Here is a 3316-nt window from a genome sequence, read left to right as displayed (position 1 = left end):
CAGCTTACGTTCCAGCTCCGGATGAACCACCCCGATAAATCCGATTCGTTCGCCAGCTAAATAAATGCCTGCACTCTGTCCCGGATGCAGCGCCGGATTGGCTTCTGCACGGAACGAAATCGCGTCGAGTTTACCGGTCAAATCCAGCAGCGACTCTAAATCGCCTTTCAAATCATAGAAGTCAACCGTCTGGCGCGCCAGATCCCAGTGCTCTTCGTAGCGGTTACCGCTCAGCACGCCCGCTAGCATAAGATCCTGACGGATGCCGAGATCGGCCTGCGTATCAGGCACAAAGCGTAAACCGCTCTCAAACAGGCGCACGCGGCTCTGCTGACGGTTCTGGTTATACACCACGGCGCCGAGCAGACCGGTCCACAGCGACAGGCGCATTGCCGACATATCGCTGGAAATCGGGCTGGGCAGAATCAACGCTTCTTCGCCCGGATGCAGCAGCTGCTGCACTTTCGGATCGACAAAGCTGTAGGTAATCGCTTCCTGGTAGCCTTTATCCACCAGCAGGTTTTTGGCACGCTTCAGCGACAGATCGGCTTCACGGTGCTGGGTCATCAGCAGGCTGGCTTTCACCGGCACATCCGGAATGTTGTTGTAGCCGTATACGCGCGCCACTTCTTCGACCAGGTCTTCTTCGATGGCCATATCGAAGCGCCAGCTCGGGGCGACGGCTTGCCATTCGCCGTTGCCGACGGTGACGTCACAGCCGAGACGGGTCAGGATATCGGTCACCTGCTCATCCGCAATGACGTGGCCAATCAGGCGGTCCAGCTTCTCACGGCGCAGCGTAATGGTGGCGCGCGCCGGCAGTTTGCTGGCATCGGTCTGATCGATAACCGGGCCGGCTTCGCCGCCGCAAATCGCCAGCAGCAGCTGAGTGGCGCGCTCCAGCGCCTTATGCTGCAGCGCCGGATCGACACCGCGCTCGTAGCGGTGGGAAGCATCGGTATGCAGACCATGACGACGCGCACGACCGGTGATCGCCAGCGGATCGAAGAACGCGCACTCAAACAATACATTCTGCGTCGCTTCGTTGACGCCGGAGTGCTCACCGCCGAAGATGCCACCCATCGCCAGCGCTTTGTGGTGATCCGCAATCACCAGCGTATCGCTGTGGAGGGTCGCTTCGCTGCCGTCGAGCAGCGTCAGGGTTTCCCCCTCTTTCGCCATGCGCACCACGATACCGCCGTCAATGCGGTCGAGATCGAAGGCGTGCATCGGCTGGCCGAGCTCCAGCAGCACGTAGTTAGTGATATCCACTACTGGATCGATCGAGCGGATACCGCAGCGGCGCAGTTTTTCGCGCATCCACAGCGGCGTTTCTGCTTTCACGTTTACGCCTTTTACCACGCGGCCCAGGTAGCGCGGGCAGGCATCGGTGGCGTCAACGCGAATCGGGAAGGTGTCGCTAATGGTGGCTTTAACCGGCTCGATGACCGGCGCCTGCAGCGGCAGGCCATTGATCACCGCCACGTCACGCGCGATACCGATGATGCCCAGGCAGTCGGCACGGTTCGGCGTCACGCTGATTTCGATGGTGTTGTCATCCAGCTGCAGGTACTGGCGAATATCGGTGCCCACCGGCGCATCGGCTGGCAGCTCGATAATACCGTTGTGATCGTCAGAAATCCCCAGCTCGGAGAACGAGCACAGCATGCCTTCTGACGGCTCACCGCGCAGTTTTGCCGCTTTGATTTTGAAATCACCCGGCAGCACGGCACCGACGGTCGCCACGGCCACTTTCAGGCCCTGACGGCAGTTTGGCGCGCCGCAGACGATATCCAGCAGGCGTTCGCCACCGACGCTGATTTTGGTGACGCGCAGCTTGTCGGCGTTCGGGTGCTGGCCGCACTCCACCACTTCACCCACCACAACGCCATGAAACGCGCCTGCCACCGGGTCGACGCCGTCGACTTCCAGACCGGCCATGGTGATTTGCTCAGACAGCGCGGCGCTGTCCAGGGCTGGATTTACCCATTCGCGTAACCAGAGTTCACTGAATTTCATTGGATAACCTGCCCTTATTTAAATTGTTTGAGGAAACGTAAATCGTTTTCGAAGAAGGCGCGCAGATCGGTCACACCGTAGCGCAGCATGGTCAGACGCTCCATGCCCATACCGAAGGCGAAGCCGGAGTAGATTTCCGGATCGATGCCCACGTTGCGCAGTACGTTCGGATGCACCATGCCGCAACCCAGTACTTCCAGCCATTTGCCGTTTTTACCCATCACGTCCACTTCCGCTGACGGTTCGGTGAACGGGAAATAGGACGGGCGGAAGCGAATCTGCAGGTTCTCTTCGAAGAAGTTGTTCAGGAAGTCATGCAGCGTGCCTTTCAGATTGGTGAAGCTGATGTCTTTATCGACAATCAGACCTTCCATCTGATGGAACATCGGGGTGTGCGTCTGATCGTAATCGTTACGGTAAACGCGGCCCGGCGCGATGATACGAATCGGCGGCTGCTGATTTTTCATGGTACGGATCTGCACGCCCGACGTCTGGGTACGCAGCAGGCGCGTGGCATCGAACCAGAAGGTGTCGTGATCGGCGCGCGCCGGGTGATGCCCCGGAATATTCAGCGCATCAAAGTTGTGATAATCGTCTTCAATTTCCGGACCGGTCGCCACCGCGAAACCCAACTCGCCGAAAAAGGTTTCGATACGATCGATGGTGCGGGTCACCGGATGCAGACCGCCGTTCTCGATACGGCGTCCCGGCAGCGATACGTCAATAGTCTCTGCCGCCAGGCGGGCATTCAGCGCCGCGCTTTCCAGCGTATCTTTACGCGCGTTAAGACGATCCTGTACCTGCTGTTTGGCATCGTTGATGACCGCACCGGCCGCCGGGCGCTCTTCCGCCGGCAGTTCACGCAGGGTGGTCATTTGCAGCGTCAGGTGCCCTTTTTTACCCAGAAATTCGACGCGCACGGCGTCCAGGGCGGCGATATCCGACGCCTCGTCGATAGCGGCCGTGGCACGGGCCACCAGGTCTGCGAGTTGGGACATGATTTCCTCTTCTTCCAGCCGGGCTGGTCAGTTCTTGTAAGGACCGTGAGATCCGATTAAGTGTCGCCAGAAACAAAAAAGCCTCCACGAGGGAGGCTTTCAGCGCGATTTTTCGTTTCTTTTCTTATGCGCAAAAGCCCCTGACGATCAGGCGCTAAAGTAAAAAAAGAAACGGAAAATAGCAGCGTGCATGCTTGCGTTACCTTGTCTTGATAGAAACCGCACTATTGAAATGCCCTGCGGCTAAAATGTCAATCATTTGCGTGAGTTGCAGACAATAAAAAAGGGAGCAAGCTCCC

At 58.2% G+C, this 3316-nt stretch carries 3 protein-coding genes and 1 other annotated feature; all 3 genes read right to left on the bottom strand.

All coding sequences use genetic code 11. From position 1 onward, the window contains the following. A partial coding sequence (gene pheT, locus QMM04_RS21635) for a phenylalanine--tRNA ligase subunit beta (RefSeq protein WP_282997005.1) occupies positions 1–2019 on the bottom strand: 2019 nt, incomplete at its 3' end. 14 nt (positions 2020–2033) lie between these two features. After that, positions 2034–3017, bottom strand: a complete 984-nt coding sequence (gene pheS, locus QMM04_RS21630) for a phenylalanine--tRNA ligase subunit alpha (RefSeq protein WP_021506248.1) — start codon at positions 3015–3017, stop codon at positions 2034–2036. Positions 3018–3088: 71 nt separating this feature from the next. After that, positions 3089–3214: a sequence feature (Phe leader region), on the bottom strand. Next, a complete protein-coding gene (gene pheM / locus QMM04_RS21625; RefSeq protein ID WP_121626058.1) occupies positions 3165–3209 on the bottom strand; it encodes a pheST operon leader peptide PheM in 45 nt (14 codons plus the stop codon). Its footprint overlaps the feature before it by 45 nt. Positions 3215–3316: the final 102 nt, after the last annotated feature.

Source organism: Pantoea sp. Pa-EAmG, assembly GCF_030024295.1.
In the GTDB taxonomy this organism is placed as follows: domain Bacteria; phylum Pseudomonadota; class Gammaproteobacteria; order Enterobacterales; family Enterobacteriaceae; genus Pantoea; species Pantoea dispersa.
Note: the sequence above shows the minus strand (reverse complement) of the source record. Positions and strands in the feature narration are given on the sequence as shown.